The organism is Mesorhizobium sp. M0751 (genome assembly GCF_040320265.1).
GTDB lineage: Bacteria > Pseudomonadota > Alphaproteobacteria > Rhizobiales > Rhizobiaceae > Mesorhizobium.
This window is the reverse complement of record NZ_JAMYPH010000002.1, coordinates 117,889-144,573: the sequence shown is the minus strand read 5'-3', so window position 1 is coordinate 144,573 and position 26,685 is coordinate 117,889. Positions and strand designations below refer to the sequence as shown.

The window sequence follows — 26,685 nt, the reverse complement described above, 5'->3', positions numbered from 1 at the left end:
ATTTTTTGGTTTTCCTGGCCGTGTGAGCATGGGGTGCTTGACGATGCCTGGTTGACGGACAACCATGCCTTTTAATTTGCCGTGGCAGAGAAAATCCTTCCTGCCGTGGTGAGGGGCGAAGGAGGCTGGGATTGGACGCATTATCGGCGAGGTCGCAGGTCACCGGCTTCTATGACAAGCCGAGCGGGTCCGTCCAGTATGTGGTCGCCGACATGGCGACCCGCAAATGCGCCATCATCGATCCGGTGCTCGACTTCGACGAAAGGTCCGGTGCAACGGCGACGAAAAACGCCGACGCCCTGCTCGATTTCGTCAGGGAAAGCGGGCTGGAGGTCGAGTGGATCCTCGACACGCATCCGCATGCCGATCATTTCTCCGCCGCCCATTATCTGAGGGGGAGAACCGGAGCGCCGACGGCAATCGGCGAGAGGATCGTCGACGTCCAGAAATTGTGGAAGGTGATCTACAACTGGCCGGAATTCCCCGCCGACGGTTCGCAATGGGACAGGCTGTTCGCCGACGGCGCGACTTTTTCGGTCGGCGGCCTTCCGGCAAGAGTGCTGTTCTCGCCGGGCCACACACTGGCCTCGATCACTTACGTCATCGGCGACGCTGCCTTCATCCACGACACGCTGTTCATGCCGGACAGCGGCACCGCCAGGGCAGACTTTCCCGGCGGCAGCGCCGAGCGGCTCTGGCGCTCGATCCAGGACATCCTGGCACTGCCGGACGAGACACGTCTGTTCGTCGGTCACGACTACCAGCCGGGTGAACGCGAAGCGCGCTGGGAAAGCACGGTCGCGGAGCAGAAAGCCGGCAACACCCATGTTGCCAGCTGCAAGACGGAAGCCGACTTTGTCGCGCTCCGCCAAGCCCGCGACAGGACGTTGCCGATGCCGCGGCTGATCCTGCATGCGCTGCAGGTCAATATGAATGGCGGACGCCTGCCGGAACCGGAATCCAACGGCCGTCGCTATCTGAAATTTCCGCTCGATTGCCTGTGAGGAGATGGGTCGCTGCCACTACAATGCCGTTCAGACTCGGCGCTGACCGCGTCGGCAGCCGGATGAGGAGCGGCGCAGACGCCAGCTAATTGCTTAGTCCAGCGTCAGGGTTTTGTTCGGCGGGCTAAATGTTCATACGTGATTTGCCAAGGGTCGCTCTCGGAAGATCTTTCCTCGCCGATCCAATGGAAGCTGCTGGCAGTGATCTCAGTGAAACGCCATCGAGTTTTCATCCCCCGTGAGTCATTGCCGAGCTGGACAATGTCCTTACCCTCGGCCCGGCCGATCTGGCACGAGTGATCCCGGTTGAGCGGGTCATTCCATATGATATGCCAGCCATCGATCCCAGGGTCGAAGATGCGCAAGGTCGTGCCATACATCGTCGACGGCGCAGGGCGCTTGGGCCTGATCCAAACGTCCTGAATCGCGCGCCCTTCGAGCACCCAGCCAAAATGGCACTCGCCATCCCATTTCTGGATTGTGCCGTCGTCGAGATAGTGGACCGAGTCCATTTCCCAGCTTCCAATTAGCCATCCATAGAGGGCCATGTCTTTCGCCCGATCGGCTGGCGGACCCTCGGATCCGAGAGCGGCCAGAAACGGAGAAATGGTCATCGTCACACTGCCTTTGTTTCCGAACAGATGAGTTCAACTGCCCGGCGCGGCCCGGCGGGCCCGTTGTCGACCGTCTGAGCAAGCGCCGCCTTGTGGAATTTTGCGACGGAAGCCCGTGTCGGCGCCGGAACATTGTCGCCACAGCTTGCAGCGTTGCGGTTTCCAGGGCTTGGGGAAAATTGCGATAATGCCGCTATCAATGAGATCGCCTGCGGACACGATGGCGAGGCTACTGAGCAGTTTATGGCAGCGGATCGGACATCCGCGAAGGCGCCGCGGGAACTGGCAACCCTCTAAAAAAACGGCGGCGCCAGGTATGTGGCGCCGCCGTTATTCGTTTCTATCTGAAGGCTTTACGCTGCGGGCTGCGCCTCGATGGTGCGCAGCGCCTGCATCTGGCGCTTGGCTGCAGCCTTGACCGCGTCCTGCACCTTCTCGAAGGCACGCACCTCGATCTGGCGCACGCGCTCGCGGCTGATATCGAACTCGGCCGACAGCTCTTCCAGCGTCAACGGCTCATCGGCGAGGCGGCGCGCCTCGAAGATGCGGCGTTCGCGGTCGTTGAGCACGGCAAGAGCGCCGGACAGCATGCCGCGCCGGTTTTCCAGCTCGTCCTGCTCGATCAGCATCTCTTCCTGGCTTTCGTGGTCGTCGACCAGCCAATCCTGCCATTCGCCGGACTCGCCTTCACTGGCCCGGATGGGCGCATTGAGCGAGGCGTCGCCCGACAGACGGCGGTTCATCGACACGACTTCCGCTTCCGAGACGTTCAGCCGGGTAGCGATCTCGGTGATCTGGTCGGGCTTCAAATCGCCTTCGTCGAGCGCCTGGATCTTGCCCTTCACCTTGCGCAGGTTGAAGAACAGGCGCTTCTGGTTGGCGGTGGTGCCCATCTTGACCAGGCTCCACGAGCGCAGGATGTATTCCTGGATCGAGGCCTTGATCCACCACATCGCATAGGTGGCGAGACGGAAGCCGCGCTCCGGTTCGAATTTCTTGACGGCCTGCATCAGGCCGACATTGCCTTCCGAGATCACCTCGCCGATCGGCAGGCCGTAGCCGCGATAGCCCATGGCGATCTTGGCGACGAGCCGAAGGTGGCTGGTGACGAGCTTGTGCGCAGCCGTGGTGTCCTCATGCTCGGCATAGCGCTTGGCGAGCATGTACTCTTCCTGCGGCTGAAGCATCGGAAAGCGGCGGATTTCTTCCAGGTAGCGGCTGAGACCGCCTTCGCCGGAAACGATACTGGGTAATGACTGGGCCATGATAGCGCCCCCTCTCTATTGGAGTGATGCCCCCGAAACGCGGCGGGCATGTGCCGCGAATGCCAAAGGCACATTCGCGCCAACCGACATATATAGGAACAAAACCAGAAAGACAGGCATTTGTTCAACACGAAACAGTGTGTCACGTTGAAGTGAACAACGCCGGTCAGGTTTTCAGGTGGTTGGTTCAGAGCTTGCGGAAGCCGTCGACGAGTTCCTCCATGTCCCACGGTATCAGTGCTTCGAACCTCATCGTTAAATGGGTATCCGGATGCCGAAATGCAAGGAGGCGGGCGTGCAAAGCTTGTCGCGGAAACGCCTTTACCTTGCTCCTTAGCGGCTCGGGCAACCGATTGGCCTTGGTGCGGAAAGCCTGGCCGTATTCGGGGTCGCCAATCACCGGATGGCCGATATGGGCCATGTGGACGCGTATCTGGTGGGTGCGACCGGTCTCCAGCCGGCATTCGACCAGGCTCGCCGTGGCGAATTCCTGCTGCTGCTCGCCAAAGCGCTCGACGACAGTGAAATGCGTTATGGCGTGGCGGGCATCGTCGCGGCCTTGCGGCACCACCGCACGGCGTACCCGGTCGGCGGCGCGGCCGAGCGGCGCGTCGACCGTCCCGGTCGGCCTTGCCGGTATGCCCCAGACCAGCGCCAGATAGGCGCGCTCGAGATCGCCGGTCAGGCCGTGGTCGGCAAAGGCCTCGGACAACGCCTTGTGGGCGCGATCGGTCTTGGCGACGACCATGACGCCGCTGGTCTCCTTGTCGAGGCGATGGACGATACCCGGCCGTCTCACCCCGCCGATGCCCGACAGGCTGTCGCCGCAATGATGGATCAGCGCGTTGACCAGCGTGCCGGTCCAGTTGCCGGCGCCGGGATGCACGACCAGCCCGGCCGGCTTGTTGATGACGATCAGCGCGCTGTCCTCGTAGAGGACATCCAGCGCAATATCTTCGCCTTGCGGCTCCGCCGGTTCCGGCTCCGGCATGTCGACCGACACGCTGTCACCTTGTGCCATCTTGCGCTTCGTTTCGTCGACCTGCCTGCCGCCGATCCTGACCGCGCCCTGCTTTATCAGCATCTGGACCCGGCTGCGCGACATGTCGGGGCCGAGCCTGGCCGCCAGCCATTGGTCGAGCCGCTGGCCGGCCGCATCGGCGCCCGCCTCCAGCACGATCGGTCCGGCCCCTATTAATTGTCTGGCCTCTTCGTTATGAGCGCTCATCGAAAACAGTTCCGGAATCTGCTGCCATGGCCCGGCCGCTTGCCGACGAAGACGAGGAAAAGCCGCTCGACCCCGAGGTCGAAAAGGTGCGGCGGAAGCTCGTCCGCTTCGTCGCCATCAATCTCGGCCTGCTGTTCCTCGCCCTTATGGTGGTGATCGCGGCGCTTGTCTACAAAGCGCGCAACGCGCCGCCTGCCGCCCCGCCGTTGACAAGCGACATCCAGGTGCCCATCGGCGAGACGGTCAACGGCGACATCGTGCTGCCGGTCGGCGCCAGGGTGATCAGCCAATCGCTCTCCGGCAATCACCTCTCGATCGACGCCGAGCTGGCCGACGGCAGCCGCGCCATCTTCGTCTATGACATCACCGAGCGCCGCATCGTCGGCCGTTTTTCGATCAGGAACAAATGACCGGTTTCGCCGAACGCCGCAGCATTGCCACGGTCGCGCTTATCGTCGCAAACTATGACGAAGCGATCTCGTGGTATGTCGACCGGCTGGGTTTTGTCCTCACCGAAGATGTAGATTTCGGCGGCGGCAAACGCTGGGTCACCATCACGCCGGGCAAAGGGCAGGGCGCGCGGCTGCTTCTCGCCGAGGCATCCGGCGATGCGCAAAGGGACGCGATCGGCAACCAGACCGGCGGACGCGTCTTTTTGTTCCTCGAAACCGACGATTTTGCCCGTGACCATGCGCTGATGCTCGAAAAGGGCGTCGAATTCCGTGAGGCGCCCCGCCACGAGGTCTATGGCACTGTGGCGGTTTTCGCCGATCTCCATGGCAATCTCTGGGACCTGATCGAGCCAAAACGCTAGGCTTGCAGCGGATATTCCACCGGCGCGACAGGCAGCCCTAAGCCTAGTTGCTTTTTGCCAGCCGTCAGCCTATATCGCCGGTTCTTGAACGCGCCCATCGTCTAGCGGTCAGGACACCGCCCTCTCACGGCGGGAACAGGGGTTCGATTCCCCTTGGGCGTACCAATTAATCACTTGAAATCGTTATACTTTTTTCCGAGGTGGCCACGGGCCGTCTTGGTGGAACAAATATCCAACCAAATATAATAGGATGTGGGTCGCGCCATCTATTCGGTCGTCGCCGAGTTTTTTTCGCCGATTCCGGCACGGCGTTTGGCTCGGCGAATGATCCCCTCAACCCAGTATTCAAAATCCCGCACGCTGTCGGCCGACAAATTTTCCGGCCAATGTAGCACGACCTCGCCTTCATCGAGGGAGGCCTTGTCTTCGCGCATACCTTGCTGGAGTGGACGGACCTTGCCTGGAGGTGCTGGCGGCGACGGTGGTGGGGGAAATAGTGAATCGATGAACCCTGTTTCCTTCTTTTTCAACAAAGAAGGTTCTGCGGGAACTGCCTGCGAAACAGGAATCCATCCTTCACTGCCCGCATCGTCACCAGTGCCCTGTACGCGGATGTACTGCACGCCGTCCGTATGAGTTTTTGACTCCACGACCTGCCACGGGTTTTTCCATTGCAACTGACCGTCGATTTCAGCATTCACGAAATCTCCAACGGATATTTTGTCGAAGAAGACTAGATCGGCTGACGGTGGCTCATAAGGAAACTCATACAGCTGGATGTAGGAGGCCGTCTCGCGGAATTCGGCGATGACTTCATTCGCGGCATCGCGGTTGAAACCCTCCTCGATTAAAAGGTGCCTCACTGTGCCCTCTGAGGCTAACCCGGCAGGGTACGCTTGATAGAGAACTTGGTGGATGTTCGGATTGAGCGCAGCTTTTCGGATTAGCGCCCGCTTTTCGGTCTGGTCTTCCCTTTCGTCAATTAAGATTTTTCGAGCAAGATCGCTGATCTTTACCTTCCGTGCTTCGCCTTCACCGACGAGGTCAATGAGGCCATAATACTTCATGGTTGCCAGCAATTGCCGAGCGCCGCTGCTCTTCTCCCCATACCCCCAAGCTGCAAATGCTGAAGCCAGAGGAGCGGCGTAGTCGCCCTCCTGCTTCCGGAGCGCCTGGGCCTGCTCAAGCGCCTTCCCAATTGGCACAATGGGATATGATGGGCTGCGGCCGGCGCGGGCCTTTTTGCTCTTTGCGGGTTCTTGGAGGTCTGACATGGCGTGCTCCGATCCTGTTCAGCCTCCAATGTAGACAAAAAGTCAAAAATGTCTAGGGCTGCCCTTGCATTTTGTCCAAGGCTGGGCGAAGCTGTGATTCTACAAATGGAGATTAGCATGTTTCAAAGAAGAGTTCAGGGCCCGGCCACGCTGCCGACCGATGATCCGGGCCTGTGCAAATAGAAAAGCCGCTGCGAAGTCCCGGCAAAGGAGACGCAGCGGCTTTAGGTCGGCAAGGGGCGGTTGGCTTTCGAGCCAGCCGCTCTGCGCTCGTAGCTCAGTGGATAGAGCAGGTCCCTACTAAGTTCCTGGTCGTCGGTTCGAATCCGGCCGAGCGCGCCATCCAATTTGCTACGGTCGCCACCTATAGCACAGTGGCGACCGTAGGGGAATCATCGAAGGCTGAGAAAATTTAGGGTGCGTTCGGCCTCGTTTCTAGCCCGTAGGCGTGCGACGCGCTCTCCCCAGCCCTTCGGACGCGCCGGACCGTCCACGCCCGTCCTACACAACGCGGGAGGCGCGCTATCGGCGTTTAGCATCGCTTCAATGCCTCGGGAGTTAGATTTGGGCCATGAAAACACTGACTCTGTATCATTTTACGGCGGCCGAGATGCTTCGCGGCATCGGTCTCCACGGGCTTACGGTTGGTGATGTGCCGACCGACATCAACAAGCTGCGCGGGCTGATTGGGGTGTGGTTCACGACTTCACCGGAGCCAAGCAATCACGGGCTGGAAGAGAGTGCACTGGACAAGCGGCGCTATCGGCTAACCGTCGAACTTCCGGCAGAAATGCCGAACCTCCATCGCTGGACAGAATGGTCAAAGCGATTTGTGAAGCCTGAGACTGTCTCCATTCTCCACAGCGTAGCGACAGGATGGGACACTTGGTACATCGTCTTAGGAATTGTCAGGCCGGACACTATCGTGGCTTGCCACGACACTCGGACAGGCGAACTGGTTCCGAACTGGCGCGATGTCTCAACAAACATGAGTGATGATATGGCCGTGCCGCCTTGGCGACGACAGGCTTGGCAAAAACGAATGCTGAAGGATGTCCGGAAAGCGCTGTCGAAGCGCTGACTCGGGTGGCGCGTCTCCCTCGCGCGGACGACCCCCTTGGTACGAACGTGGCGCTATGTTTCGATCGCCGCGCCTATGGCCTTGGCGAACCCTGCCGTGGCTTCGGCCGTTGCTCGGGCGTCCTTAATGGCGCGGCCTTCCGCTTCGACATCGCGCATTTTCTCGGCTTCCATTGCGAATGTGTCGACTGCCAGCGTCAGGTGCGTGTGGGCTATTTCGATATCCTGAAGCTGGGCGTCGAGCTCCGGGGAAGTCTTCGAAATGATCAAATTTTCGTAGAGCTCCATCGGCATGCCGATCTTACCCGTCAGCAGCGGGCTCTGGTTCCTGACGCAGGCAACAATCCAATATTCGCCGCGATCGATCGCCGCATTGAGTTCGGCATCGCGCTCTTTTTGCGGCATGGCGCGTAGCACCGCTCGAATTTCCTGAGCCTGCGGATAATTGCCGTTCAGGCCCGACTTCTGAAACGCCTCGCTGCGAAGGCGCTCACGGCGATCGTCTAGCGCCTTCTTCGCCTGCTTGTGAATAAGGGCGACCTTTGCCATGGCCCGATCGCGCAACCCTGCATATTCGAACGCTCTGGCCTCTGGCGTCACGCGTGAATCATTCGTGGCCCGAACGGTCGCGAGCGCCTTGTGGATTTCGCCCATGCGCTCGATACCCACCCCGAGAAGATCGAACTCGGGGATGTTTTTCTCATGGTTCAAATATCTGACACCGGCGTCGGTTAATGCGGCCGGCGTTGTGCCTCGGGCAAAGTGCTGCATGATTTTCACTCCTTATCTTCGATGAGCTTGCGATAGGCGTCACGGGCAGAGTTCCGCATCGAACCGCCTTCGATTGTGGTGCCGTCGCCGGTGTTGACGTAATCGATCCCGCTAAACAGCATGGATCCATTTTCTGGGGCCGGCTCATGGTAGCCGACAGCGATGCCCCCGGAACCTGAGCCATATCTGCCTACCTGCATCTGCGGTGCGTCAGCATCGTTCTTCGCGATGTAGAGACACCCGCACAAGACGTTGGCGTAATCGTCGGAGCCGGAGGTGGGATGGTCGACGCTGTCCTTCCCGGAGCGGTGAGTGCGCCTTTCGAGCAGGCGGAGCTCCCGGACCAAAATCGGCAGGTCGGCAAATGAGATCGCGCCTCGGACGAAGGAAGGAACTGCTTCAACGTAAAGCTGGCTCTTCGGGACCGGCGCGCGGACGTAGGCCATGCCGGCGGCTTCGAACGCTGACACGACCCACTCGCCCGAATAGTTGTCGCCGGTGACGCTGCTGCACCCGTAATCCTTCGCCAGCTTCGCGAACTCTTCGGCGACATGGTTCGGGTCGAAGGGCGGCTTGCGGCCGACGATCGCGGCGGCGATGAAGCGGGAGCCTTCGGTGTAGCCGATGCACATTGTGAAGGCGTCGTGGCGTCCGGCGGATGCGTCGACGAAGGCGAAATAGTCGTGCTCACGTTGCGGCGGAAGCTGGACCGGCCGGTTCGGATCGATCGCCCGGTCAATCGAGTCATCGTCGAGAAGTGCGGAAATGTCGCTGCGGAAATTGCCGCCCCACTCGGAAGCTGCTGCTTCGGGATCGGCCGCATACTCCTCGTCGATCCGGGCTTGGTCGATTGTCGGATTGAGCTTGCGGGTATCGGCCTTGATGACCAGCACCGGGCCGTCCTTGTTGAAGTTGTCGCGGTGCTTTTGGTAGATCAGGCCGATCTTCCGATATGGGCTGGAGATGCCGACCAACATCCCGCCAGTGGTGATCAACGCCGGGGTGGTTGCCCGATAAATTTCGAGGTCGGGATTGGCACTCGTCTCGTCGCGCCAAAATGCCGTCTCGTCGAAGATGGCCGCGAGGAGTGTGCGAGAACGGACTGTGCGGAAGGAATTGGTCGTGACCGCGATCGTAACGCGATTGTCCAGTTCGATTTCGTCGGCGTTGTGGCTGATGACCATCCGGTGCAGGATCGGAGAGGCGGCGAAGAATGCCTTGACGTAATTGAAGATGGTCTTGGACTGATCCTTCGTTGGAGACATCACGACAATGAAGCCAGTTTCGCCGGGAGCGAGCTTGCCGGAATGGTCGAGCGTCGCAATGTAGGAGGCGATCAGGGCTGCTGCCCTCGACTTGCCGCCGCGTCGACCGGCCAACACCCAAAGCTCGCGGACGCGCTCCGTGGGAGGAGATCGACCTGGGCCTGCCAGTTCGGCGAAGAGGTCAAGCTCATCCTCGGTGAGGGCCTGACCCCAAGCGGCTCGGAAGATGGTGCGCCACGTCGACCATGAGGCGAGGTCGCCGAGGGCTGCTCCTAGCAACAGCGGGTCGGCCAGTGCGTCGTCGATCGTTTCGTGGATCACAGGCCACCTGCCTGCCGCTGGGCGCGGTATTGCTGGAGGGTGGGGGTGAGGTTCCTGGCCCGGCGCTCGATGCCGAGTGTTTCCAAAATTCGGCGAAGGTGACCGGCCAGCCGACCGAAGAGGTCCATGTCTGCGTCGAGACCTTCCGATAATCGGCCTTCCATCTGTTCGAGTTGGATCGACAGGGTGGCGGCGCGGCGAATGAGGGAAAGCTGGGATTGGGACAAGGCGTCTGCCCCGCCAAGATCGCTCGCGTGCTCTGAGCACAGGTCCTTGTACCGGCGCGACCAAGGGCTGTTCCCGTCGCCCTCGATGAACAGCTTGCGGCCGTTCGTAACGGCGCTGCGCTGGGTTGGCGCGAGCTTGGCGGCGATCTTGCGGTTCGCGGGCATATTTGCTCGGATATTTGTTCTGGAGCGCTGATAATCGCCCGGGCGAGCCATAAAGTCTTGATATTTGTCGGTTTTTCGGAGTTTGTCTTAGCTCCGTTCCCGCCTGACGAAGGCGCAACAGGCTCGTCGAGGGATGCCGGCGCAGGAAAATTCTGGGGCGCTGGTGCTTCTTTGGGGCTCAGTTTTCACAAGGAGGAGCCGCTATCCGAAGACCGTCCACCGTCGTTTTTAGGGGGGGTCGCCTATTCCTTTCGGCATTATACTTCCCCTTGGATAATGCTCTGCAGAATAGGGAAGAGCCTTAAAAACGACGGTGGACGGTCCTGACGGAACCTCTCAAAAGTCGACCTTGATAGCGTCGTCCGGTCTCTTGACCAGCTTTCTTACACCGTCCCTCAAGTTCCTCTTGGCATCATCCAGTTGTCCTTCATCGGTACTGTTCGCCACGGCGACCACGAGCGGTTGGATTGTCTCCATCGCCTTAGGAGACGCCAGGCAGACGTGCTTGCCCTGGCCGATATCGAACCGTCCCTCAATTCGGATCAACCCCGCCTTAGCCATTGCCTCGGCCATCGTGTGCTTCGTCGCATACGCCTTCGGCTCCTTCTCCTTCACCCATGCCTCCACATGAGTCGATGACAACACGACACCGTGTTCAAGGGGATTGTCTTTTTCGCCGTCTTTCTTGGGCGCTCGCTCCTCGGCGATAATGATCTCGCACAGGTCAGTAATCGCTCGCTCGGCTGCACTTTCTGACGCGTCAATAATTTCGGATTTGCGTTTTGTATGAGGAGCCGTCTGGCCATGGCTGACGTAGTCGTCGTACCTCTCAGCCCAATTGACGATTATCTCTAATCCGCCGCACTCAAGCCAATTGTAGAACTCAACCCATTTCTCATGTGACCAAGGGACCTCTGTTACTTCGGGGATGAACCAACGCCTATCGCTGTTCTCGACGCGAATTGCCAACTTCGAGTTCGACGAGGCGATGATGTGGACCCAGTTCTGGATATCGTAAGGCCGCTGGAACTTCCGATTGACCGGGATCGTCTTGCCGGTGATCTTGCTCTTCAGCTTGTTGTATGTCGCCCAGCTATCACCGGAATAAATCTCCTCAATCAGCACCAACCGCTTTTCCGCGCACCAGTCGGTAAACTGCGAATTATTGATCGCGGTCTCATCCGGGAAGCCAGTATTTTGATAGCCTACGATCGGCCTCAAAATGCTCTCGCCAAGGGTGGTCTTGCCGACACCCTGCACCTTCGAAATTAGCAACAGCCCATAATCCATCTTCCGTTCTGGCTTCGCGATAAGCGTCGCTATCCACCGCTCAACTTCCTTCCGCTCGACATCGATGGGGAACAGGTTGGCCAAGTATCCTAGGAATGGTTCAGGCGAGCCCCTTGGCGCCGTTGTAGTTGGCTCCTCGTCATCTTTGCCGGCTTTGTTCCAAGGCCGGATGTGTTGGTTGAAGGCCGAAGGGATATGCGTATTGAATGCCGACGAGCCTTCATAGGTAACGACGCCGCTCGGCATGCTCGGATCGTAGCACATGCGGGCGATCCGGCCGCGTTTGCTGAGCACGATCGTTTGGGCGATTTGGGTGGTCCCGGAAAAGCTCGCCAGCATATTGTTCAGCACCTTCGCATCGTAGACGATTTCGGGCATGTCCATGCACACGAACAAATCTGACTGCTCAACGTAGCCCCACGCGTCTTTCGCATGCTCGCGCAGGACAGCAGTGGGCTTTCCCTTCGGGTTCGGAAGAAAGTCGGTCATGTATGTTGCGGGATGGACGACGCTGCGAAACGGTGGACCTTTGTAGTGCCACGTCCCATCGAGCCGCTTTCCAAACATCTCTTTCGGAAAAGGATCGGCGAGGTCGAAGGAAACAGGCCATAGTTTCGTGAACTGAATCGAGTAAGTTGGGAAGCGCAATCGCTTGGCGATCTTGGCGATGGCCGATACTCCGGCGACGTCATTGTCGGCCACGATGTAGACCCTCTGGACGCCGTTCTTTTTTAGAACGCTCCAATCCGTCCTGCCGGGATTTTGAGCGCCGCCGATCCAGCCCAAGTGCGCCGCGCCGTCGAGCTCGTTGTGCCAAGGGTGCTTCGCGAACTCGTCGCGATCCTTGAGTGTGCCGCCGCTCACGAGCTCGGCCATGCGGCGCGCGGCCTTAGCACCCTCGTGCAGGAAAACTGTCGTGAAGTTCTTCTTCAGCTGGTCGAGGCCCCATAGCGGCAATAGGCCGTCCGGTTCGAGTTGGCGGATTTTGCCGTCATCCCACAAGGTGTAGGGCCGATATTTCGGCTCACCTTTGAGCTCGTTGCCGCGAAGCTGCTTCATCAGGATGTTGCCGCTCACGTCATAGAAGACGAAGACTTTGTCGTCAGGAGCCTGTTGAAGCTCCGGCGGCTCATCGTGCTTGTTCCAGCGGCGGACAAGCTGGACCACTGGCCATGTGAATTGGCCGCACTCGATTTCCATCGCCTTGGCTTCAGCTTCCTCCGGCTCATAGGTCTTGGGTGATCGGCCGTCCGCAACCTCGATACTGACAATGCCGCCTTCGCCAAATGTTATGGTGGCGACATCGTCCCAGTACTTGCCGTGGCTCTCCTTGACGACAGCCGTCCGGATCGAGCGGACCTCCGCGCCGATGCGGTCAACATATGCTCTGACTGAGGAAATTTGATGAAGTGAGCTAAGTATTGGTTTGGTCATTTCGCCGCATCCGTAAGTATTTCAAGGCGCGGCGTTCCACCTATCAGCTTTACTCTCCTCAGCAAAACCGATAGATTCAGAGCCGCGTTAGACCGCACAGGGACGTGAGAGACATTCTATTACTGCCGGGGTGGCATCCACTGTCCCGGCAGTTTTTCTATTTCGGAACGAAGTCGACGATCGGTTGTTCAATTCCCATAGGCCAATATTGGGGTGTGTTGCGGTACTGGCCGGCAATTATCATCGCCGTCTCGACCTCACCGGGCTCAAGGTCGAATTCGAACCCAAGCCAATCCTCGAATATTCGCAGGTAGCTCCACCAGCGGCGGCCATTCGGCATACTCGGAAACAGACCCAGATTAACGTAGTTGGCGCATTCCAGAATGCGGAATGTCCTCCACATCCATTCCTCATCGTCGCGATCGGGCGGGTCATATGGGAGCGTTTGATATGACTCGATCGCTCGCATTTCGACGGTATTGAAGCCGAAGTGTTGCACTATGGCGAGGACGCGCGGCTGCGCCTCTCGCGGCCACCATTCGATAAACTCCCCTGCAACTCTAATGGCCGTTGGATAGCGGATTTCTTCCTTCAATCGTCTCATCTAGGCCATGCTCCGCTCGCGCCGGCCGTTCTTCCGGTCCCGCTCGTTGACCGAATAGGTGGCCTTGGCGACCATGCGCTCCCGAGCTCGCTCAATTTCGGCCGCATCTTCCGGCGACGGGTTTTCCCAACGCTGCTGCCATGCGCGCTCGGCTTCTGAGGTGATGCGGACGATGGTGGTGGCGGGGATGCGCATTTCGATCGGGCCACGACCAGCGCTCTTCATCTTATGATAGGTATTTGGGCTGATGCCGTTCCGGTCACAGAATTCGTGAATCGTAAAAGCAGCGCGCGGCGCTTCATTCGTCTCATCCATGAGGACACTCCATAGGGACAGCGCACGCCGGTGAGGCGCGTTGGTACTCTTCTGCCGTTTGGTGTCTCGTGGTCGAAGACGACTATGAGCGGACCCCTATCCGCTGCGGAGACGCGTCTAGATTCCCCTAGAACGTCTCCGAAGTAAAGCGATATAAAAGAGCTTTTCTTTATTTGTGGATGGCGGTGACGTTACTCATTTCAACAGCGCCGTATCGGGGCGCGCCAGCCATAATTGCTTCGTCGATGAAATTCGAGGTCAGGTGAGCATAATGTCGCTCGACCATGGTCGTGTCTCGGTGCCCGAGATTCATCGCCACGACCATCAACGGTGTCCCGTTCATCACTGCCAGTGAAGCCCAAGTGTGACGAAGCTGATGGAAGCCGACTGCCGGGACGATCTTCGCAGCCTTGCAAGCTTCGCGCATCGGCCGGCCCTGCGATGACTCCTTCCATGCGTGCGAACCGTCCCGGCGGAACATCGGCTCGTCCCCGGCACGACCTGCAACAAACGCGGTGAAAAACTTCGCGCCTTCCTCGGTCAGGCGGACAGTGCGAGGCTTCCCAGACTTCGACGTATGGATCATGATCTTGCCGCCAGCGAAGTCGCGGACTTTCAGCGCGCATAACTCGCCATAGCGACACCCCGTCAGAAGCGCGCCATGCACGAGGTCGCGAAAGCCGGAGGCGCGATCGGCGGCATTTATTAGGCGCTGAGCCTCGGCGACCGACAAAAAGTCCGGGCGCGCTGCGTCGACCTTCCCGAACGGCTTCACCGTGCGCCAGGCATCAGGCTTGTCGGCAATTTCGTCGTTCTCGGCATACGCCCGGTTCAGCGCCGCCTTGAGTGTTGTGAGCGTCCTGTTGACTGTCGCCTTGCGCGCCCGAATTTCGTTTTCGGTTTCGGGAGCCTTGGCGGTCTTTTGCTCCTTGCCCTTCTTGGATCGTAGAAGCCGGCCCTTTTTGGCGAGGTCGTCACGCCATTTCTCAATCTGGCGTTTCGTGAGCTCGGATATCTTGTACTTGCCCAGCGTGGGAATGATGAGCGCGTTGGCGCGGCCTTCCGCGTCCTTGCCGCTTTTCTTTTCGGCCTTCAAATAGCGGATGTAATCTTCAATCGCCTCGGCGACAGTCAGGTTCGAGGTCTTCGGCCTTCCCTCGACGACGTTGCGGTGGAGAAGGGCGAGCTTCTGGGCCTCCTCGAAGGTGAACGTGCCTGGAGCCTTCGAGCTCTCGTCGGCCGTCTCGTGAGCCGTGCCTAGGAGGGAGACCCGGTAACGCTCGCGGCCGACATAGCGCCGGACCAACCAGACGCCGGCTGCGTCCCGAGACTTGCGGCGATACCCTAGATGGAGCCTTTCGGGAACAAGGGTCTTCCAGTGCGGCCGCTTGCCTACCGCGAGCGCTTTCCGCGCAGTCGGATTTTCCAGTTTCGCGTCTTTTACGGTTTTCGCCACTTCGCTCTCCTGCACAACTCGGAACAAATATGAACCAAATATCCGTCCGAGTTTGTCGGAGTTCCTCTTGGTTCGATTATCACCAAGTATATGATATTGCAGGGCTTTTGGATACCGGGAAAAACTCGGAAAGAGTGTCCGGACGCCCTCTCACGGCGGGAACAGGGGTTCGATTCCCCTTGGGCGTACCAAGTCTCGCCAAGCTCTCGGCAAACCATCAATCCGATCCATCGCCTTGGGTCGCGGCGGGTTTGCCTCATTGCCGCTTCTGGCGCAGCGGAGCCGATTGCATTAGCATTGCATCATGGGTTTTGAGGCACAGCTTTAGCGGCGCGCAGAACGTCGCGCTGAACAGGGCAGTCGATGCCACGCGGGGAGGAGCCAGATACAGAAACTACAATCGCAAGGCGTCCATCACGCTGGTCGGCACTGCCTGGAGCCGACCTGAGCTACAGCTGCCGACGGCGGATCGTTTTGGCGAGCTAGGCGAAGGCGCCTCTCCCTCGAAGGGTGGATGGCCGGGAATACTCGGCCCCTAGCACCGGCCAGCGAAGCTGCGCGCGACGCGCATGGCTGGGCTCTAGACGCCATACTCCAGTTGCAGTGTCGTAGCTTCTTTGCCGTTCGAATTTTTCTCAGTCATGGCTTCGCACGATACCAAGATATGCTGCGAACGACACATCCACGGCGCGCTCAACCATTCGATCTATTCCGGCAAGCCGAAAAGTGTTTGCGCGCCTGCTATTCCTCCGAGCGGATGACTGCCCATGGCGATCATCGGCTCGGTAGTTTCTGCCTCGAACACCGTCGACGCGAGCACCGTCCGTCCCAACGGCTTGCACAGCCCTTCGATGCGGCTGACAAGATTTACAGCCTTGCCGATCGCGGTGAAGTCCAACCTGCTGGCAGTGCCGATATTCCCCCAGAGTATCTCGCCGACATGCAGGCCAATGCCATATCCGAGCTCGGGGCCGCCATTGCGGCGCCGAGTTTGGTTGAGATGATCTATCCCGGCGCGCGTGGCCTTCACGGCGCGTACCGCCGCGTCACATGCGGCCCTTGAATCGCGCTCGCCAATCGGGAAAATCGCGAGGACGCCATCACCTATAAACTTGAGAACCTCGCCACCAAATGCGTGCACCGCGCCGGCGACGCAATCGAACCAGGCACCGAGTATCAATACGATCTCGTCTGCATCATGAACCTCGGATAGATCGGTGAAACCTCGAAGGTCCGCGCACAGAAGCGCAGCCCGTATCGTTTCTCCCTTTACTCGACGAGAATGACCGCTGAGCACATGTGCTGCACTGCGCTTTCCCAAATATGCTTCGAGCAATGCGCGTTTCGCGGACCGTTCTGCGAGTGCGGTCATCGGAGCCGCAGCAAACCGCGAGATCTGCCGCAGCAGCTCTGACTGCGCCTCATCCGGAGTATGATCGAGCGCCCACACCAAAGTCGGTGCGACACCGCCCGCTCGCTCGTCGAACACAATCGCCGGCGTCGTGCCAAGCCACTCCCGCAGCACGAGCCGGGGATCGGCATTCTGGCGGTCCGCGCCTATCCCCAAAGCCTCGACCACTTCACCCCCAGGCGCTCGCCAGAGCCAGATGCGGCGTGAAATGATCGGGTCGGGAGCATCCTGCGCCAGCGCGCCGGCGATGATCGGCAAGCCGTCTTCCATCAAATGCGTTGAGAGCTGCAATAGAAGTCGCCCACCGTCGCCAATATGCGCGGCGTCGTCCAGAAGGAATGAAAGCGAGTTTGCGAGAAGCATCGGTAGAAGGTCACTCGGCACCGGCTTATGCTTACGCCTCGAACATCTTCTTGCAACTAACCACATTCGCTTCAATCATGCACGGCATTCGATGCGGATGTGACCTGGAGTGAGCGATGGCGGAATCGGTTTACACAGAAATTGAGGTCGCCGCGCCACAAGCGACCGTGTTCGCGCTTTTGACGGATCCGGACCAGATCGTGCGATGGATCGGGACCGAAGCGAATTTGGACGCAACGCCGGGCGGTCTGTTCCTCGTCAATGTCGGTGGTCGCCATATGGCGCGCGGTGAGTTCACCGAGGTGATCCCGGTCCACCGTCTTGCCTACAGTTTTGGCTGGGAAGACAACGAGACCGTGCCGCCCGGCTCCAGCCATGTCGAGATCGACCTGATCGCGAGGGATGCGGGGACACTGATCCGCTTCACGCACAGCGGACTGCCGAACGCAAAGGAGCGTGACAGCCACCGAAGGGGATGGGAGCACTACCTCTCAAGGCTGAAGATCACTGCCGATGGGGGACATGTCGATCCCGACGTGCCGATGAAGAATATGTGATTTTCATCTAAGGGCCGCGGATGCCCGTAATCCGAACCAGGCGCGGCATGCGTCAACGAGGCCCCTTTGACCTGCCGTCGCCAAACCGGCCGCTCGGGAAACCCAGCGACCTGCGGGCTGCCGCACCATTACAGCTGCCGGCGACGGATCGTTTCGGCGAGCTCGGCGAAGGCGTCCGCGATCCCGGCGCCGCTCTTGGCGCCTGCGTGGAGTTCTTGAAACTGAGTGCTTCTGGCGCAACGCCTCGGATTGAATTAGCATCCGTTCATCAAAGCTCCGGCCGCACTCCTGCAGGATGCGGAATGCGGAGCGCAGGCGAGCGAGGCCGGGCGCGGTCACATGCCGGGCGCTGATCCAAGCGCGACGGGGCATCCGAATTCCGTTCGGCGGCAAGACGGCGTGGCCGGGAGGAGACCAATGCAAAAACTGCAATCACAAGGCGTCCATCACATCACGCTGGTCGGCGCCGATCGCCAGACCTCCATCGATTTCTGGGAAGGCGTGCTCGGCATGCCCTTCATCTTCGAGCAGCCCAATCTCGACAAGGCGAGCGAAAGCCACCTCTATTTCGACCCAGGCGATGGGCGGCTGATCACGGTCTTCACTGACGAGAGCCGCACGCCGGTCAAGCGTCGCACGCCGACCGATACGGGCTGCGTCCATCACATCGCGTTTGCGGTGTCGCGCGTCACCTTTTTGCAGGCGGTCGCCCGGCTCAACGAGCGTGAAATCAAGCACAGCGGCGTCAAGGATCGCGGCTTCATGGACTCGATCTATTTCGAGGATCCGCTCGGCCTGCTGATCGAACTCGCCTCCTACCGTTTCGAGCCGCCGGCGGGCTTCACCCATGCCGACGTGCTGATGCAGGCGCACAAGATCCGCGTCGCGCGCGGCGACTACAACATCGCCGAAGTGCACCTTGCCGATGCGATCCAGGCGCTTGTCGAGCGCTCGCGCGAAACCTTGTCGGAGGATCGCGCACCGAAAAATCCATACTGACGACATGCCAAACAAAGGGAGGACATAATGGCAAAGACAGCAACGAAGAGTGCGAAAAAGCCCACGGCCAAGACTTCGGCACCGATGACAGCCAAGCCAGGAGCGAAGCCGGCGGCCAAAGCTGCCGCTAGGTCAGCGGCGAAAGTGGCAAGGCCGGCGGCGAAGGTCTCCGCCAAAAAGCCCGCGAAGGCCAAGGTGAAACCGGCGAAAAAGCCGGCGCTGACGCTCAGCATGCTGAAGCCGAGCGTCAACAATATGAGCGTTCGAGTGTTTGCGCGCGCCGCCGGGCTCGACCATTCCGAAACCGACGTATGGGGCCACACGCGCTCGCCCGAATATATGGCGCGAAACCCGGCCCATCTGACGCCGATGATCGAGGACAAGGGCCTGCCGAGAGGTGTCTTGTGGGAAAGCTGCGCCATCATGCAGTACCTCGCCAACAAGCACGGGCTGGATAAGCTATATCCCAAGGCGCCGGCCAAGCGGGCAATGATCGACAGTGCCATGTTCTACCTGATCGGGACGCTCTACCCCTATGTGGCGCGCGCCACCTATCCTGCACTGAATTTCCCGCAATATGCCGGCGAGGTTGGTCACAGCGATGCTGATCCCGACAAGAAGTCGGAAGCCCAGAAGGCCGCTATGGAAGCGATAGCCGAGCCGCTGGAGGTGTTTCACAGCTTCTTCCGGAACGGCAAGCCGTTCATCGGCGGCAAGAACCCGTCGATCGCCGACATCCGCCTGGCGGCGACGCTCGAATTCCTCGCCGTCGTCGACTATGCGCTGCCCCAATGGGCAAAAGACTATATGGCGGCGATCGAGAAGAAGCTCGGCAAGGCCTATGCCGAGCCGGCCGGCGATGTGCGCGGCTATATCGCCTATGTGCGGTCGCAGGCCAACGCCTGAGGCACGGGCAGGCCGGCGATCGTCCGCGCGTTCTGCAGGAGCCTGCAATGATCTGGGGTAATTCTTTTTTACTCTCCCCTGTTTGCACGATGTGGGGAGCTTAAGGTTTCGTTAACCGAAACCCTTTCTACTGTATCCACCTCCAGCCCGCGACCACGGATGTACTGGCGCGGATGGAAAGCAAAGGTCGGCTGCGCGCCGGCCTTTTGCTTGTGGCAGCCCTGCCGAAGTTGCGGCTGTCGGCGCTTCACGGCGCCTGCATGGCTGATGAAGTGCGTTGCCGGCATCTTGTCATCGCCCCCATCTTGTCATCGCCGATGTCGGCCCTACCATCGAAGTAGTCCCGTCCTCGAGGGCGGTTCAAGGACAGAGGCCCTGTCATGAAAAGCATTGCTGGAATGGTGGTGATCGCAGGCGCTATGCTGGCGGGTGCAGCCGGTCAATCGAATGCAGCGACGCTCAACACCATGCCCGAGGTCGGGGCTGCCATCCAGGCGTGCTGGACCCCGCCGGCGAATGCCGGGAATTCCACCGTCACCCTGAGCTTCAGCTTCAGGCGCAATGGCACGCTGATCGGCCGGCCCAAGCCGACCGCCATCCGCGTGGCCGGCGACGAGAAGGCGCGGCAAGCTTTTGTCGATGCGGCGATAGCGGCCGTGGACCACTGCCTGCCGTTGAGCCTTTCACCGGCGCTGGCTGAAGGCATCCCGGGCAAGGTGTTCACTCTGCAATTCAACTCGCCCAAACAAAAACAGCCTGCAACGCGAGTGCAGGCTTCGCCTTGATCTTTTCCGACATCCGGATTCCACTTTTCGGGACCTAATGCATGTTGCGTAAAGTGTGCAGCGGTCTTGCGACAACGACATGCATTAGACAAGAACCTAAGCGCGTCACATGAGGCCCTGTCGACCGCGATGGGCTTTAGTGGCGGCTTCGTCTCGCCTCGACATGTCGTGCCAGTTCCGGCATCTCGAAGACATAGTCGCTCCAGGCCGATTCCGGTATCTGGCCGGCGAGATAGCACTCCAGCAAAAGCCTCTGCTCGTGGTCGAGTGGCCTCGGCGCACGTTCATGGTCCAGCCCAAGTGAATGGAACAGATTTTTGGTCAGGTCCGCGACCGTGAAGTGGATCGACATTTGCGGTCTCCTCCTTTGGTCGCTCAACGCCGAACCCAGGGCTAAGGTTTCAGCAACGGCCGGCCGGTAACGCCGGATTGATCGCGACGCGGAACCAGCCGCGCCCCTCAGATTTCGCCGTGGCGGGAGGCCGCCGGCGTTGCTGCCGGTTCGTCTCAATCTTGAAATAAAAATGTAATATTGAATTTACGCGAGTGGATACAATACTCTAGAAGTAAGGTCTCTGATGGCGGTGTGGTCTACTTCAATTAGGTAAAACTGATTTAGCTAGTACTTATCCATAGTCGACAAAGAAATCCTGTCCTCGGCGCAACAAGGATAATGGTCGTTCCAATGACACGCTTCTGGCCCCTCACGATTCTGATGCTGGTGTCAGCAATAGCCGTTGCGCTCGGCACATCCTTCTCTTACGCGGATAGCTGCGGTGCGATCAGGAGCCAATTGCTTTCGGCGGGGCGCAGCGGCGGAACCAGCCCCGAGCTTGCCCAACTGCGCCGGCAACTCGCCGCGATTCAGAGGCTGGAGAGACAGCGCCGATGCACCGCGAAAACGGCCGGCTTCTTCTTCAACCCCTGCGCCGACCTGGTCAGCAGCAAGGCGGAGGTGCAACGGCAAATCGCCAGACTGTCGAATTCGGGCAGCGACACGTCCGGATTGAAGGCCAGGTTTGTCGCGCTGGGCTGCGCCGCCCCCGCTGCCAAGACACAGCCGGCGCAGCAACGCACAGCACCCAAAGCCCAGTCCGCAGGCACAACAATTGGCGGTAATCGGATGCTGTTTTGCGTTCGCTTGTCGGACGGATATTTCTTCCCCGCGCCAAAATCGCAGTTCGCCAAGAGCGACGATCTGAAGGAAACGGTCGATCAGTGCCGCTATATCTGCGACAATGCCGGCGTCGACCTCTATACGCTGAGCGACGCCACTCGCGAGACCGAAGAGATGATCGCACTCGAGTCGGGAAAACCCTATGTGGAGCTTCCGGCCGCATTCCGGTACCGCGACGACGCGAACTTCAAGGCCTGCGACGTCAAGCGCTATTACCGGCGCGTCGCCGAACTCAGGGCACGAACCGTGACACCGGCCAACATGAGCAACGCCATCATTCCGTTGCCTACGGCAAAGCCGGATTTTGGCATCGTCGCGGAAATTCCTGAATCCGGGATCGAAACCGCCGGTGCCGCTCCCGCAGAGGCAAAAACGCAAGCTGCCGAGGTGCAAGGGGCTGCCCAGCATCAGTCGATCGAAAAAGCGGTTGGCGCGCGGCCGGTGAGAGTGGTCGGGCCGGCCTTTTTCCCGGCGGACTGACCAAGGCGGGCGATGGTCCGAGACGGCGAACGGCTGGCCGGATAGCCGCCTCAAGGCCTGGAGCCGTGCGCATCGATCGACGTCTGCCGGTTATTCGCAGACCATGCGGGCCCGTTTGCCGGGCTCGCTGACGTTCCTGCAAGTTAGCGGCTTCGTCGGCTCCGGCGACAGCACGGGCGGGTTGACGGCAACCCTTCTCCGTGGCGCTGCAACCGAAGCTGCGCTCCTGCGCACCGCCGGCCTTTTCGGCGTTTGCGGCGCCACTGGAAAGACGTCGGTCTCCAGTTGCGACTGTTCGGCTTGCGCCTGCGGCGAAGGCCGGTCCCAGAAACGGCGAACATCGAGCGGCTTGGGAATGATGACGGTGCCGTCATAGCTGCGCGCGCAGCCGCTTCCCAGAGGCAGCGCCAGGCACAGGAAGACAGGCAGAATCCGTCGAAACATCGGCAATACCCCTGCAAGCTTATAACGCTGCTTCGGCCTAACCGACAACCGGCGGAATAGGGCGAAGGGAGTAGATACGGTGAGGTAGAGGTCGTCGCACTTCCGGTCGAAGGCCTTGCTCGAAGATCGAGCGCGGATCGAGGTCCAGCGCGCGTTAAACCTTGCGATTCGTCAACGCTTCCAGCGTAAGGCCATGGTGCGATCGCACCATACCAAAGCCGCGCTCAGTGGCGACAATGGGATATTCGAAGTTCCGCTCCTCCAGTTACGGGCGGGAGCAGCGACCGCCGGCAAGAAACAGGGTCAGATTTACCCCAACGGACCTGTTTCGGCGATGGCGCGGCCATGACACGTTCTGGCTGCATGCAACGCGCTCCCGTCCGGCTTTTTTCTTTTAAAGCCGGTGGCTGCGATCGCCGACGAGACGATGCCGGCCGGAATTCACGCAAGCTGCTGATTCCAGCGGCAAACCGCGGCCCACTCCGACAAAGGCCGCGTTCGCTCCTTCTTAATCCGGCTGGACGACGTTACCGGAGCGACATGAAACTGTCATGCGACTGTAATAATCGGGGGCTATTGGCCTCAGCGGGCGCCGGAGGAATGGCGCCGAGAGACCATATTCCGAACAGGAGCAGGCCACATGAGACATTTCATCCGCTCGGCGGCCGTTGCGATTGCAATGGCTGCGGCGACGACCACCCTCACCCTGTCCGCCGCGCTCGCCGCGGACATCTCCGGCGCCGGCGCCACCTTCCCCTACCCGATCTATGCGAAGTGGGCCGACACCTACAAGAAAGACACCGGCGTTGGCCTTAACTACCAGTCGATCGGTTCCGGCGGCGGCATCAAGCAGATCAAGGCCAAGACCGTTACCTTCGGCGCTTCGGATGCGCCGCTCAAAGGCGAAGAGCTTGAAGCGTCCGGACTGGCTCAGTTCCCGATGGTGATGGGCGGCATCGTTCCCGTCGTCAATCTCGAAGGCATCAAGCCGGGCGAGTTGGTTCTCGACGGCCCGACGCTGGCCGACATCTTCCTCGGCAAGATCACGAGCTGGGATGACGAGGCGATCAAGAAGCTCAATCCCGACGTCAAGCTGCCTTCGCAGGCGATCGCGGTCGTTCATCGTTCCGACGGTTCGGGCACGACGTTCAACTTCACCTACTACCTCGGCGACGTCAGCGCGGACTGGAAAGAAAAGGTCGGCGTCGACAAGGCCGTGGAATGGCCGGTCGGCATCGGCGCCAAGGGCAATGAGGGCGTGGCCAACAACGTCTCCCAGACCGGCGGCGCGATCGGTTATGTCGAATACGCCTACGCCAAGCAGAACAAGCTCACCCACACCGACATGATCAACAAGGACGGCAAGAAGGTCGAGCCCACCGCGGCGGCGTTCTCGGCGGCAGCGGCCAGTGCCGACTGGAGCTCGCAGCCGGGCTATGGCGTCATCCTCGCCAACGAGCCGGGCGCCGAGTCCTGGCCGATGACGGCTGCCACGTGGATCTTGCTCTACAAGAAGCCGGATGATGCCGCGACCACCGGCGAAGCGCTCAAGTTCTTCGCCTGGGCATACGACAAGGGCGACGAGATGGCCGGCGAGCTGGACTACGTTCCGATGCCCGACAAGGTGGTCGAGAGCGTCAAGGCCATGTGGGCCAAGGAAGTCGTCGGCGACGACGGCAAGCCGCTCTACTCGGCTATGTAATCTCCTCCAGGGAGGGCGTCGACGGCGCCCTCCCTGTTGCCTTTAATCGCGAGGACCCAATGACCATCGCTTCCGATGCCATGCCATCATCCGCAGCAGCCCGGGCCAGGGAAGCTACGGTGCGGCGCTTCGCGCTCACAGATGCCATATTTCGCGGACTCACCCGTGCTTCCGCAGTTCTTGTGCTGGTCATCCTCGGCGGTGTCGCGATCTCGCTGTTTGCCGGCTCATGGCAGGCGCTGTCGTCCTTCGGTTTTTCTTTCCTGACGACTGAGAGCTGGAATCCGGTCACGGAAAAATTTGGCGCACTGGCGCCGATCTACGGCACCCTGGTCACGGCGGCTATCGCCATCCTGATCGCGGTCCCGATCGGCATCGGCATTGCAATCTTTCTCACCGAGCTCTGCCCGCGCCCGCTCAGGCGCCCGATCGGCATAGCGGTCGAGCTATTGGCCGGCATTCCCTCGATCATCTACGGCATCTGGGGCCTGTTCGTATTCGCGCCGTTCCTGCAGACGACGATACAGCCCTTCATCATCAACATCTTTCACGGCGTACCGGGACTATCCAGCCTTTTCGCCAGCCCTCCTTACGGCATCGGACTTCTGACCTCGGCGCTGATCCTCGCCATCATGGTGTTGCCATTCATCACCTCGATCACCAAAGACGTCTTCGATACGGTGCCGGCGGTGCTGAAGGAATCGGCTTACGGCATCGGATGTACGACCTGGGAAGTGACCCGGCGCGTGGTCATTCCCTATACCCGCATCGGCATCATGGGCGGCGTCATGCTTGGCCTCGGCCGCGCGCTCGGTGAGACCATGGCGGTGACCTTCGTCATCGGCAACGCCCACCGCATCAGTGCCTCCCTGTTCGCGCCGGGCACGACCATCTCGGCCACCATCGCCAATGAATTCACCGAAGCCGACGGCGATCTCTACACCTCCTCGCTGGTTTCGCTCGGCCTGATCCTATTCGTCATCACCTTCCTGATCCTTGCCGCCGCCCGCTATATGCTGATGCGGATCGACGCCCGTACGGGAGCCTGACCGATGTCGACATCCTCATCGCTCCACAGCCGCCGCAAAGCCAGGAATTCGGTGATGATGGCGCTTTGCGTCGTCGCTGCCGGTATCGGGCTTGCCTGGCTGGCGCTCATCCTCGGCGCACTGGTCTATAAGGGCACAGCCGGGCTTTCGTTCGCGGTCTTCACCGAGATGACGCCACCACCCGGCGAGGCGGGCGGCCTGCTCAACGCCATCGCCGGCAGCCTGCTGATGACGATCATCGCGGTTGTCGTCGGCACGCCGATCGGCGTGCTGGCGGGAACCTACATGGCCGAGTATGGACGTTTCTCGCGCATCACCACCGTCGTCCGCTTCATCAACGACATCCTGTTGTCGGCGCCGTCGATCATCATCGGCTTGTTCGTCTATGAATTGATGGTGCGGCCAATGGGGCATTTCTCGGCCATTGCCGGTGCCGTGGCGCTTGCCATCCTGGTCATTCCGGTGGTCGTGCGCACCACCGAAGACATGCTCAACCTGGTACCGAACGCGTTGCGCGAAGCCGGCGCCGCGATCGGCGCGCCGCGCTGGGTGGTGATCCGTTCGGTCGCCTATCGCGCCGCATTGTCCGGCATCGTTACCGGCATATTGCTGGCGATAGCACGCATTTCCGGCGAGACGGCGCCGCTGCTCTTCACTGCGCTCAACAACCAGTTCTGGTCGAGCAATATCAACGCGCCGATGGCCAGCCTGCCGGTGACCATCTTCCAGTTCGCTCTCAGCCCTTACGAGGAATGGCAGCAGCTGGCGTGGACCGGCGCACTCATAATCACCCTGACGGTTCTGGGCTTGAGCATCCTCGCCCGCAGCCTTACCGGACGCAGAGAGGACAGATGATGCAGATGTTGTCCCCAGACATGACGATGACCGAAACGGTCGCCGAGAAGACGAAGATCGAGGTCAAGAACCTCAACTTCTACTACGGCCAGAGCAAGGCGCTGAAGGACATTAGCCTGTCGCTGCCCGAGCGCAGTGTCACGGCCTTCATCGGCCCATCGGGCTGCGGGAAATCGACGCTGCTGCGTGTGTTCAACCGCATCTATGAGCTCTACCCGAAACAGACGGCCGAGGGCCAGGTGCTGCTCGACGGCAAGAACATTCTCGACCGGTCGCAAGATCTCAATCTGCTGCGCACCAAGATCGGCATGGTGTTCCAGAAGCCGACGCCGTTCCCGATGTCGATCTACGAGAACATCGCCTTCGGCGTCAGGCTCTACGAGAACCTCGGCAAGTCCGAGATGGACGGCCGCGTCGAACAGGCGTTGAAGCGCGCCGCGCTGTGGAGCGAGGTCAAGGACAAGCTCAACGCCAGCGGCTTGAGCCTGTCCGGCGGCCAGCAGCAGCGGCTCTGCATCGCCCGCACCGTGGCGGTGAAGCCGGAAGTCATTCTGCTCGACGAACCGGCGTCCGCACTCGACCCGTTGTCGACCGCAAAGATCGAGGAGCTGATCGACGAATTGCAAGCCGACTACACGATCGTCATCGTCACCCACAACATGCAGCAGGCGGCGCGCGTGTCGCGCCAGACCGCCTTCATGTATCTGGGTGAACTGGTCGAGTTCGACCGGACCGAGAAGATCTTCACGTCGCCCCGAGAGAAGCGCACGCAGGATTACATCACTGGCCGCTTCGGCTGAGCCGTTCCGATCATGCATATGAGGACAGGA

General features: G+C 60.2%; 27 protein-coding genes and 2 tRNA genes. 15 read left to right on the top strand and 14 right to left on the bottom strand.

The window, feature by feature from the left end; all coding sequences use genetic code 11:
- Window positions 1–131 precede the first annotated feature (131 nt).
- The gene (locus NKI19_RS03340; protein ID WP_352489325.1) at window positions 132–1,004 is read left to right on the top strand and encodes an MBL fold metallo-hydrolase; all 873 of its coding nucleotides are present in this window, start codon (window positions 132–134) and stop codon (window positions 1,002–1,004) included.
- 104 nt (window positions 1,005–1,108) lie between these two features.
- Here the strand turns inward: NKI19_RS03340 and NKI19_RS03335 are convergent, their stop codons facing one another.
- The 3 genes from NKI19_RS03335 to NKI19_RS03325 form a co-directional block, all read right to left on the bottom strand.
- Window positions 1,109–1,618, bottom strand: coding sequence for a hypothetical protein (locus tag NKI19_RS03335; RefSeq protein ID WP_352564601.1), 510 nt, complete (start codon window positions 1,616–1,618; stop codon window positions 1,109–1,111).
- Between the two features lie 353 nt (window positions 1,619–1,971).
- Window positions 1,972–2,883, bottom strand: coding sequence for an RNA polymerase sigma factor RpoH (rpoH, locus tag NKI19_RS03330; RefSeq protein ID WP_023720954.1), 912 nt, complete (start codon window positions 2,881–2,883; stop codon window positions 1,972–1,974).
- A 187-nt stretch (window positions 2,884–3,070) separates the two neighbouring features.
- A complete protein-coding gene (locus NKI19_RS03325; protein ID WP_352489327.1) occupies window positions 3,071–4,111 on the bottom strand; it encodes an RluA family pseudouridine synthase in 1,041 nt (346 codons plus the stop codon).
- Between the two features lie 26 nt (window positions 4,112–4,137).
- Between NKI19_RS03325 and NKI19_RS03320 the strand changes: the two genes are divergently transcribed.
- The 3 genes from NKI19_RS03320 (at window position 4,138) to NKI19_RS03310 (ending at window position 5,090) form a co-directional block, all read left to right on the top strand.
- A complete protein-coding gene (locus NKI19_RS03320) occupies window positions 4,138–4,521 on the top strand; it encodes a fimbrial protein (RefSeq protein WP_352489328.1) in 384 nt (127 codons plus the stop codon).
- Window positions 4,518–4,925, top strand: a complete 408-nt coding sequence (locus NKI19_RS03315) for a VOC family protein (RefSeq protein ID WP_352489329.1) — start codon at window positions 4,518–4,520, stop codon at window positions 4,923–4,925. Before NKI19_RS03320 ends, NKI19_RS03315 begins: the two co-directional genes overlap by 4 nt.
- A gap of 90 nt (window positions 4,926–5,015) precedes the next feature.
- A tRNA-Glu gene (locus NKI19_RS03310) sits at window positions 5,016–5,090 on the top strand.
- A 101-nt stretch (window positions 5,091–5,191) separates the two neighbouring features.
- On the opposite strand, the gene NKI19_RS03305 is transcribed toward NKI19_RS03310, so the two are convergent.
- Window positions 5,192–6,199: a hypothetical protein gene (locus NKI19_RS03305; RefSeq protein ID WP_352564599.1), complete on the bottom strand. Its 1,008-nt coding sequence runs from the start codon at window positions 6,197–6,199 to the stop codon at window positions 5,192–5,194.
- Between the two features lie 266 nt (window positions 6,200–6,465).
- Between NKI19_RS03305 and NKI19_RS03300 the strand changes: the two genes are divergently transcribed.
- Together NKI19_RS03300 and NKI19_RS03295 are read left to right on the top strand one after the other, a co-directional pair.
- Window positions 6,466–6,541: transfer RNA gene (locus NKI19_RS03300), tRNA-Ser, on the top strand.
- Between the two features lie 229 nt (window positions 6,542–6,770).
- Entirely contained in the window at window positions 6,771–7,280 is a 510-nt protein-coding gene (locus NKI19_RS03295) for a hypothetical protein (protein WP_352564597.1), read from the top strand.
- A 53-nt stretch (window positions 7,281–7,333) separates the two neighbouring features.
- Here the strand turns inward: NKI19_RS03295 and NKI19_RS03290 are convergent, their stop codons facing one another.
- The 8 genes from NKI19_RS03290 to NKI19_RS03255 form a co-directional block, all read right to left on the bottom strand.
- Window positions 7,334–8,050 carry a hypothetical protein gene (locus NKI19_RS03290; protein WP_352564595.1) on the bottom strand — a complete coding sequence of 239 codons (717 nt, stop codon included), beginning with the start codon at window positions 8,048–8,050 and terminating at the stop codon, window positions 7,334–7,336.
- Window positions 8,051–8,055: 5 nt separating this feature from the next.
- On the bottom strand, window positions 8,056–9,234 hold the full coding sequence (locus tag NKI19_RS03285; RefSeq protein WP_352710025.1) for a hypothetical protein: 1,179 nt from the start codon (window positions 9,232–9,234) through the stop codon (window positions 8,056–8,058).
- Window positions 9,235–9,632: 398 nt separating this feature from the next.
- Complete coding sequence (locus NKI19_RS03280; protein ID WP_352564591.1) at window positions 9,633–10,028, bottom strand: hypothetical protein; 396 nt, start codon at window positions 10,026–10,028, stop codon at window positions 9,633–9,635.
- A 336-nt stretch (window positions 10,029–10,364) separates the two neighbouring features.
- Window positions 10,365–12,752 carry a primase-helicase family protein gene (locus NKI19_RS03275; RefSeq protein WP_352564590.1) on the bottom strand — a complete coding sequence of 796 codons (2,388 nt, stop codon included), beginning with the start codon at window positions 12,750–12,752 and terminating at the stop codon, window positions 10,365–10,367.
- A gap of 157 nt (window positions 12,753–12,909) precedes the next feature.
- On the bottom strand, window positions 12,910–13,356 hold the full coding sequence (locus tag NKI19_RS03270) for a hypothetical protein (protein WP_352564588.1): 447 nt from the start codon (window positions 13,354–13,356) through the stop codon (window positions 12,910–12,912).
- Window positions 13,357–13,671 (bottom strand): hypothetical protein, encoded by a 315-nt coding sequence (locus NKI19_RS03265; protein ID WP_352564586.1) that lies wholly within the window; start codon window positions 13,669–13,671, stop codon window positions 13,357–13,359.
- Window positions 13,672–13,840: 169 nt separating this feature from the next.
- Entirely contained in the window at window positions 13,841–15,127 is a 1,287-nt protein-coding gene (locus tag NKI19_RS03260) for a tyrosine-type recombinase/integrase (RefSeq protein ID WP_352564585.1), read from the bottom strand.
- Between the two features lie 706 nt (window positions 15,128–15,833).
- Window positions 15,834–16,901 carry an adenylate/guanylate cyclase domain-containing protein gene (locus NKI19_RS03255; protein ID WP_352564583.1) on the bottom strand — a complete coding sequence of 356 codons (1,068 nt, stop codon included), beginning with the start codon at window positions 16,899–16,901 and terminating at the stop codon, window positions 15,834–15,836.
- 116 nt (window positions 16,902–17,017) lie between these two features.
- On the opposite strand from NKI19_RS03255, the gene NKI19_RS03250 reads away from it, so the two are divergent.
- The 4 genes from NKI19_RS03250 to tolA all read left to right on the top strand — a co-directional run bounded on the left by NKI19_RS03250 (window position 17,018) and on the right by tolA (window position 20,148).
- Window positions 17,018–17,458: an SRPBCC family protein gene (locus NKI19_RS03250; RefSeq protein WP_008873905.1), complete on the top strand. Its 441-nt coding sequence runs from the start codon at window positions 17,018–17,020 to the stop codon at window positions 17,456–17,458.
- 417 nt (window positions 17,459–17,875) lie between these two features.
- Entirely contained in the window at window positions 17,876–18,457 is a 582-nt protein-coding gene (locus tag NKI19_RS03245; RefSeq protein ID WP_352489331.1) for a VOC family protein, read from the top strand.
- A 27-nt stretch (window positions 18,458–18,484) separates the two neighbouring features.
- The gene (locus NKI19_RS03240) at window positions 18,485–19,363 is read left to right on the top strand and encodes a glutathione S-transferase family protein (protein ID WP_352489332.1); all 879 of its coding nucleotides are present in this window, start codon (window positions 18,485–18,487) and stop codon (window positions 19,361–19,363) included.
- 398 nt (window positions 19,364–19,761) lie between these two features.
- Window positions 19,762–20,148 carry a cell envelope integrity protein TolA gene (gene tolA, locus NKI19_RS03235; protein WP_352714585.1) on the top strand — a complete coding sequence of 129 codons (387 nt, stop codon included), beginning with the start codon at window positions 19,762–19,764 and terminating at the stop codon, window positions 20,146–20,148.
- 136 nt (window positions 20,149–20,284) lie between these two features.
- Here tolA and NKI19_RS03230 read toward each other — a convergent pair whose 3' ends face one another.
- Complete coding sequence (locus tag NKI19_RS03230; protein ID WP_352489334.1) at window positions 20,285–20,500, bottom strand: hypothetical protein; 216 nt, start codon at window positions 20,498–20,500, stop codon at window positions 20,285–20,287.
- A 333-nt stretch (window positions 20,501–20,833) separates the two neighbouring features.
- On the opposite strand from NKI19_RS03230, the gene NKI19_RS03225 reads away from it, so the two are divergent.
- Complete coding sequence (locus NKI19_RS03225) at window positions 20,834–21,805, top strand: DUF2865 domain-containing protein (RefSeq protein WP_352489335.1); 972 nt, start codon at window positions 20,834–20,836, stop codon at window positions 21,803–21,805.
- A gap of 90 nt (window positions 21,806–21,895) precedes the next feature.
- On the opposite strand, the gene NKI19_RS03220 is transcribed toward NKI19_RS03225, so the two are convergent.
- A complete protein-coding gene (locus NKI19_RS03220; RefSeq protein WP_352564581.1) occupies window positions 21,896–22,249 on the bottom strand; it encodes a hypothetical protein in 354 nt (117 codons plus the stop codon).
- 640 nt (window positions 22,250–22,889) lie between these two features.
- Between NKI19_RS03220 and pstS the strand changes: the two genes are divergently transcribed.
- Genes pstS through pstB form a run of 4 tightly spaced genes read left to right on the top strand, consistent with a single transcriptional unit; the run spans window position 22,890 to window position 26,655 of the window.
- On the top strand, window positions 22,890–23,951 hold the full coding sequence (pstS, locus tag NKI19_RS03215) for a phosphate ABC transporter substrate-binding protein PstS (RefSeq protein WP_352564579.1): 1,062 nt from the start codon (window positions 22,890–22,892) through the stop codon (window positions 23,949–23,951).
- A gap of 59 nt (window positions 23,952–24,010) precedes the next feature.
- Window positions 24,011–25,000 carry a phosphate ABC transporter permease subunit PstC gene (gene pstC, locus NKI19_RS03210; protein WP_352564577.1) on the top strand — a complete coding sequence of 330 codons (990 nt, stop codon included), beginning with the start codon at window positions 24,011–24,013 and terminating at the stop codon, window positions 24,998–25,000.
- Between the two features lie 3 nt (window positions 25,001–25,003).
- Window positions 25,004–25,855 (top strand): phosphate ABC transporter permease PstA, encoded by an 852-nt coding sequence (gene pstA / locus NKI19_RS03205; RefSeq protein ID WP_023720929.1) that lies wholly within the window; start codon window positions 25,004–25,006, stop codon window positions 25,853–25,855.
- Window positions 25,852–26,655: a phosphate ABC transporter ATP-binding protein PstB gene (pstB, locus tag NKI19_RS03200; protein WP_352489339.1), complete on the top strand. Its 804-nt coding sequence runs from the start codon at window positions 25,852–25,854 to the stop codon at window positions 26,653–26,655. Before pstA ends, pstB begins: the two co-directional genes overlap by 4 nt.
- Window positions 26,656–26,685 lie beyond the last annotated feature (30 nt).